Below are 6307 nucleotides of genomic sequence, written 5' to 3'. Positions count from 1 at the left end.
CGCCAAGCCCGCCGCAGCGGCCGGCGCCGCCCCGGCACGCGCTGCGGCGCCGGCTGCGGACAAGCATGGCGCCAGCGAAGCGGAAACCACGGTGCGCGTCGATACGGCACGCCTGGACGAGATCATGAACATGGTCGGCGAACTGGTGCTGGTGCGTAACCGCCTGGTGCGCTTGGGCCTGAACAGCGGCGACGAGGCCATGTCCAAGGCCGTGTCGAACCTCGACGTGGTCACCGCCGACCTGCAGACCGCGGTCATGAAGACGCGCATGCAGCCGATCAAGAAAGTCTTCGGCCGCTTCCCGCGCCTGGTTCGCGACCTCGCCCGCCAGCTCAAGAAAGAGATCAACCTGGAACTGGTCGGCGAAGAGACCGACCTGGACAAGAACCTGGTCGAGGCCCTCGCCGACCCGTTGGTGCACTTGGTGCGCAACGCCGTCGACCACGGCGTCGAGACCCCCGAGGAGCGCGAGGCGTCCGGCAAGGCGCGCACCGGTCGGGTGGTGCTGTCGGCCGAGCAGGAAGGCGACCATATCCTCTTGTCGATCTCCGACGACGGCAAGGGCATGGACCCCAACGTGCTGCGCGCCAAGGCCGTGGAAAAGGGCCTGATGGACAAGGACGCAGCCGACCGCCTGAGCGAGTCGGACTGCTACAACCTGATCTTCGCCCCGGGCTTCTCGACCAAGACCGAGATCTCCGACGTGTCTGGCCGCGGTGTCGGCATGGACGTGGTCAAGACCAAGATTTCCCAGCTCAACGGCTCGATCAACATCTTCTCGGCCAAGGGCCAGGGCTCGAAGATCGTGATCAAGGTGCCGCTGACCCTGGCGATCATGCCGACGCTGATGGTGATGCTGGCCAACCAGGCCTTCGCCTTCCCGCTGGTCAACGTCAACGAGATCTTCCACCTGGACCTGTCGCGCACCAACGTGGTCGATGGCCAGGAAGTGGTGATCGTGCGCGACAAGGCGCTGCCGTTGTTCTACCTCAAGCGTTGGCTGGTCCAGGACCAGCAGCATGAGGAGCAACTCGAAGGGCACGTGGTGATCCTGTCGGTCGGCACCCAGCGCATCGGCTTCGTGGTCGACCAGTTGGTGGGCCAGGAAGAGGTGGTGATCAAGCCATTGGGCAAGATGCTCCAGGGCACTCCGGGCATGTCCGGCGCCACCATCACCGGCGACGGTCGTATCGCGCTGATCCTCGACGTTCCGAGCATGCTCAAGCGTTACGCCGCCCGGCGTATTTGATTTCGGCGGCGCGACCTGGCGGTTGCGCCGTCTAATGGAGTGTTTATGGCAGTCAAGGTCCTGGTGGTGGATGATTCCGGTTTCTTCCGCCGCCGTGTCTCTGAAATCCTCTCGGCGGACCCGACCATCCAGGTCGTAGGCACCGCGACCAACGGCAAGGAAGCGATCGACCAGGCGCTGGCACTCAAGCCCGATGTGATCACCATGGACTACGAGATGCCGATGATGGATGGCATCACTGCCGTGCGTCATATCATGCAGCGCTGTCCGACCCCGGTCCTGATGTTCTCTTCGCTGACCCACGAAGGCGCGCGCGTGACCCTCGATGCGCTGGACGCTGGCGCCGTGGACTACCTGCCGAAAAACTTCGAGGACATCTCGCGCAACCCCGACAAGGTCAAGCAGATGCTGTGCGAGAAGGTGCATACCATTTCGCGCAGCAACCGCCGTTTCAGCAGCTTCTCCAGCCCGACGCCCAGCGCGCCGAGCAGCAGCGCAGCGTCGAGCAGCGTCGCCAGCAGCCCTGCGCCCGTTCGCAGTGCCGCCCCGACACGTCCGAGCGCGCCGGCGGCCAGCCACTCGCCGGCGCCCAAGCGCAAACCCTACAAGCTGGTCGCCATCGGCACCTCCACCGGCGGCCCGGTGGCCCTGCAACGGGTGCTGACGCAACTGCCGGCCAGCTTCCCGGCCCCGATCGTGTTGATCCAGCACATGCCGGCCGCCTTCACCAAGGCCTTCGCCGAGCGTCTCGACAAGCTGTGCAAGATCAGCGTCAAGGAAGCCGAGGACGGTGACGTGCTGCGTCCTGGCCTGGCGCTGCTGGCGCCCGGTGGCAAGCAGATGATGGTCGATGGCCGTGGCACGGTGAAGATCCTGCCTGGCGACGAGCGCCTGAACTACAAGCCGTGTGTGGACATCACCTTCGGCTCGGCGGCCAAGACCTACGGCGACAAGGTACTCTCGGTGGTGCTCACCGGCATGGGCGCCGATGGCCGCGAAGGGGCGCGCCTGCTCAAGCAGGGCGGCAGCACCGTATGGGCCCAGGACGAGGCCAGTTGCGTGATCTATGGCATGCCCATGGCCATCGTCAAGGCCAACCTGGCCGATGCGGTGTACAGCCTGGACGACATCGGGCGCCACCTGGTCGAGGCCTGCGTCTGATGGACGTGCTCAGCCTCATCGGCCTGATCCTGGCGTTCGTCGCCATCGTCGGCGGCAATTTCCTTGAAGGTGGCCATGTCGGTGCCTTGCTCAACGGACCTGCCGGGCTGATCGTGCTGGGCGGTACCCTGGCCGCAGCGCTGCTGCAGTCGCCGCTCTCGGCATTCAAGCGTGCGCTGCAAATTCTGCGCTGGATCCTGTTTCCACCGCGCGTGGACCTGGCCGGTGGCATCGATCGGGTGGTCAACTGGAGCCTCACCGCACGCAAGGAAGGCCTGCTGGGCCTGGAAGGCGTGGCCGATGCCGAACCTGACCCCTATGCCCGCAAAGGCTTGCAGTTGCTGGTCGATGGCGCCGAACCGGAGTCGATCCGCAGCATTCTGGAGGTGGATTTTCTGACCCAGGAAAGCCGCGATATCCAGGCCGCCAAGGTCTTCGAAAGCATGGGGGGCTATGCGCCGACCATCGGCATCATCGGTGCGGTCATGGGCCTGATCCACGTGATGGGCAACCTGGCCGATCCGTCGCAACTGGGCAATGGCATCGCCGTGGCCTTCGTCGCCACCATCTACGGCGTGGCCAGCGCCAACCTGGTGCTGCTGCCGGTGGCCAACAAGCTCAAGGCCATCGTCCTGCGCCAGTCGCGCTACCGCGAGATGCTGCTGGAGGGGCTGCTGTCGATCGCCGAAGGCGAGAACCCGCGTTCCATCGAGCTCAAGCTGCAAGGCTTCATGGAGTAGACCATGCGCCGTCGCCGTCATACCGAGGAGCACGAGAACCATGAGCGTTGGCTGGTCTCGTACGCCGACTTCATCACCTTGCTGTTCGCCTTCTTCGTGGTGATGTACTCGATTTCCTCGATCAACGAAGGCAAGTACAAGGTGATTTCCCAGGCGCTGGTCGGGGTCTTCAACGACCCCGAGCGCAGCCTGCGGCCGATTCCCATCGGCGACGAGCGTCCACTGACGGTCAAGCCTGCCGAGCCGTTGATCAAGGACAGCGACCAGGTCGATGCCGGTCTCGGCCAGAGCAGCGCTGATGCGTTGAAAACCATCAGTGACGAGGTCGGCGCTGCCTTCGGCGACCTGATCGGTTCCAACCAGATGACCGTGCGTGGCAACGAGCTGTGGATCGAGATCGAGCTCAACTCGGCGTTGCTGTTCGGCAGCGGCGATGCCATGCCCAGCGATACCGCCTTCGAGATCATCGACAAGGTGGCCAAGATCCTCAAACCGTTCGCCAACCCGGTGCACGTCGAAGGCTTCACCGACAACCTGCCAATCCGTACCGCGCAGTATCCGACCAACTGGGAGCTGTCCTCGGCGCGCGCGGCGAGCATCGTACGCCTGCTGGCGATGGACGGTGTGGACCCGGCGCGCATGGCCTCGGTGGGCTATGGCGAATACCAGCCGGTGGCCAGCAATGACAGCGCCGATGGCCGTGCGCGCAATCGCCGGGTGGTGCTGGTGATCTCGCGCAACCTGGAAGTGCGCCGCAGCCTGACCGGTTCGGGTACGGCCAATGCCACGCCGGACGCGGCATTGCGCCGTGCTGGCACACAAAGTGCACCAGCTTCGCCAGCCACGACGGCCGGACGCGATCCCGTCAAATCTCCGTCACCGAATTTATAGACCGTTCCCGCAGGGACCTGCGCCCATGTCGGGAGGAAGCAACGCACGATGAGAGTCTGGGCAGTAGCCAATCAAAAAGGTGGTGTCGGCAAGACCACCACTACCATCGCTCTGGCCGGTCTGCTGGCCGAGGCGGGCAAGCGCGTGGTCGTCGTTGACCTCGACCCGCACGGTTCGATGACCAGCTATTTCGGGCACAATCCCGACGTACTCGAGCACAGCTGCTACGACCTGTTCCTGCACAAGGGCGGCGTGCCCGAGGGCCTGCCGGGACAGTTGCTGCTGCCCACCAGCCACGAGCGGATCTCGCTGCTGCCCTCGAGCACGGCGCTGGCCGTGCTCGAGCGTCAGTCGCCCGGGCAGAACGGCCTGGGCCTGGTGATCGCCAAGAGTCTGGCGCAGCTGTGGCAGGATTTCGACTTTGCCCTGATCGACAGCCCGCCGCTGCTCGGCGTACTGATGGTCAACGCGCTGGCGGCCAGCCAGCAGTTGGTGATTCCGGTGCAAACCGAGTTTCTTGCGGTCAAGGGCCTGGAGCGCATGGTCGGCACCCTGGCCATGATCAACCGCTCGCGCAAGCAAGCGCTGCCTTATCAGATCGTGCCAACGCTGTTCGACCGCCGCACGCAAGCCTCGCTCGGCACCTTGAAGCTTTTGCGCGACACCTATGGCGAGCAGGTCTGGCAGGGCTATATTCCGGTCGACACGCGCCTGCGCGATGCCAGTCGCAATGGCGTCACGCCCTCGCAGTTCGACGGCAAGAGCCGTGGCGTCACCGCATACCGGGCGCTGCTCAAGCACCTGCTCTCTTACCGCAACGCCCTGCAGGTGGCCTGATGAATCACGCTCCACAGATCACCAGCAAGCCGCAACTGGCGTTGCAATCCTATCTCGATGGCCTGCTGCAGGACGCCACCGAGTTCGAAGAATTGCCCGAAGCGAGTGCGCCAGCGCTCGAACAAGCCCCCAGCGACGAATTTGCCGCTGCCGTGCGTGAAGAGCAGGCCCGCGATGCGCGCCGTCCCGTCGAGCCCCGGCCCTACGCCGAGCCCGCGCCGCGCGTTCTGCCTACGGTGCTGCCGCCTGAAACCGACGTCAGCGTGGACGACGCGTCGCCGGTTCAGGCCAGTGAATTGGCCGCGGACACCACGCGCCAAGCGCAGGTCGTCGAGCCCGTCGCGCCGCTGGTCGATGTGCACTTGCCGGCGCCTGGCGCGCCGGTGCCCCCCGCCACCGTCGACGGTCGTCCGGCCTGGGCGGCGGAGCCGTTCGAGTGCCTGCTGTTCGACGTCGCCGGGCTGACCCTGGCGGTGCCGCTGGTGTGCCTGGGCTCGATCTACAGCCTGGAAGGGCAGGAGTTGACGCCGCTGTTCGGCCAGCCCGACTGGTTCCTCGGCATCCTCACGTGCCAGGCCGGTAACCTCAAGGTGTTGGACACCGCGCGTTGGGTGATGCCCGACCGCTACCGCGACGACTTCCGCCAAGGCCTGCACTACGTCATTTCGGTGCAGGGCTACGAGTGGGGCCTGGCCGTGCATCAGGTCAGCCGCTCGCTGCGCCTGGACCCTCAGGAAATCAAATGGCGCAGCCAGCGCGGTCAGCGCCCCTGGCTGGCGGGCACGGTCATCGAACACATGTGCGCCTTGCTCGACGTTGCCGAGCTGGCCGAGCTGATCGCCAGTGGCGCGGTCAAGCAGATGAACATCACACACAACTGAATCGGCGCCGCAGCTGCTGCGACCATAACGAGCACACCGCCACCGGCGGACTGAGAGGGCTAGGGTAATGAAGAAGTCGTCTGCACAAGGTTCCGAAGATCCGATCCTGCAATGGGTCACCTTCCGTCTGGACAACGAGTCCTACGGCATCAACGTGATGCAGGTGCAGGAAGTCCTGCGCTACACCGAGATCGCTCCGGTTCCGGGCGCGCCCAGCTACGTGCTGGGCATCATCAACCTGCGCGGTAACGTGGTCACCGTGATCGACACCCGTCAGCGCTTCGGCCTGATGCCGTCGGACATCACCGACAACACCCGCATCGTCATCATCGAGGCGGACAAGCAGGTGGTCGGCATCCTGGTCGACAGCGTGGCCGAAGTGGTCTACCTGCGTCAGTCGGAGATCGAGACCGCGCCGAACGTCGGCAACGAAGAGTCGGCCAAGTTCATCCAGGGCGTGTGCAACAAGAACGGCGAACTGCTGATTCTGGTCGAGCTGGACAAGATGATGAGCGAGGAAGAGTGGTCGGAGCTGGAGAACATCTGAG

7 protein-coding genes are annotated in these 6307 nt (G+C 64.9%); all 7 read left to right on the top strand.

Going from position 1 to position 6307, the window contains the following annotated elements:
• On the top strand, positions 1-1249 hold a 1249-nt coding region (locus tag Q6A47_RS02210), incomplete at its 5' end, for a chemotaxis protein CheA (protein WP_304482804.1).
• Positions 1250-1294: 45 nt separating this feature from the next.
• Complete coding sequence (locus tag Q6A47_RS02205) at positions 1295-2410, top strand: protein-glutamate methylesterase/protein-glutamine glutaminase (protein WP_304482803.1); 1116 nt, start codon at positions 1295-1297, stop codon at positions 2408-2410.
• A complete protein-coding gene (locus tag Q6A47_RS02200) occupies positions 2410-3150 on the top strand; it encodes a flagellar motor protein (protein WP_039578908.1) in 741 nt (246 codons plus the stop codon). The genes Q6A47_RS02205 and Q6A47_RS02200 overlap by 1 nt, the downstream gene beginning before the upstream one ends.
• 3 nt (positions 3151-3153) lie before the next feature.
• Positions 3154-4041, top strand: a complete 888-nt coding sequence (motD, locus tag Q6A47_RS02195) for a flagellar motor protein MotD (RefSeq protein WP_295482283.1) — start codon at positions 3154-3156, stop codon at positions 4039-4041.
• A gap of 48 nt (positions 4042-4089) precedes the next feature.
• Positions 4090-4878 carry a ParA family protein gene (locus tag Q6A47_RS02190; RefSeq protein ID WP_039578904.1) on the top strand — a complete coding sequence of 263 codons (789 nt, stop codon included), beginning with the start codon at positions 4090-4092 and terminating at the stop codon, positions 4876-4878.
• Positions 4878-5759: a CheW domain-containing protein gene (locus Q6A47_RS02185; RefSeq protein WP_039578902.1), complete on the top strand. Its 882-nt coding sequence runs from the start codon at positions 4878-4880 to the stop codon at positions 5757-5759. The genes Q6A47_RS02190 and Q6A47_RS02185 overlap by 1 nt, the downstream gene beginning before the upstream one ends.
• A gap of 67 nt (positions 5760-5826) precedes the next feature.
• Positions 5827-6306 (top strand): chemotaxis protein CheW, encoded by a 480-nt coding sequence (locus Q6A47_RS02180; protein ID WP_029614967.1) that lies wholly within the window; start codon positions 5827-5829, stop codon positions 6304-6306.
• Position 6307: the final 1 nt, after the last annotated feature.

This window comes from Pseudomonas boreofloridensis, assembly GCF_030580795.1.
Taxonomy (GTDB): domain Bacteria; phylum Pseudomonadota; class Gammaproteobacteria; order Pseudomonadales; family Pseudomonadaceae; genus Aquipseudomonas; species Aquipseudomonas boreofloridensis.
Note: the sequence above shows the minus strand (reverse complement) of the source record. Positions and strands in the feature narration are given on the sequence as shown.